1 protein-coding gene is annotated in these 277 nt (G+C 35.0%); it reads right to left on the bottom strand.

The annotated features are described in order from the left end of the window. Positions 1-277: carboxyl transferase domain-containing protein (locus BA053_RS06475; protein ID WP_304441007.1), on the bottom strand; the 277-nt coding region annotated here is incomplete at both ends.

Here is a 277-nt window from a genome sequence, read left to right as displayed (position 1 = left end):
GCAGCTTTTCTTGAAGAATCAATATCCAAACATCCTGCAAGGTGCATAGGTTGATTTGCAACAATACCGACAGTATTTCCTCCAATTCTACCAAAACCAGTTATGATATTACGAGCAAAATCAGGTTTCAGTTCAAAGAAATTCCTTTCATCACAAACTTTTTCAATGAGTTCATACATATCATAAGGAGTATTAGGATTGGTAGGAATTAGAGTGTTTAAGGATTCATCAATGTCGTCAACATCATTACAGATTGGTGCAGATTTTGGTGATTCTT

Origin of the sequence: Wolbachia endosymbiont of Nomada ferruginata (assembly GCF_001675785.1) — a bacterium.
Lineage (GTDB): Bacteria > Pseudomonadota > Alphaproteobacteria > Rickettsiales > Anaplasmataceae > Wolbachia > Wolbachia pipientis.
This window is presented reverse-complemented; position numbering and strand designations above follow the sequence as displayed.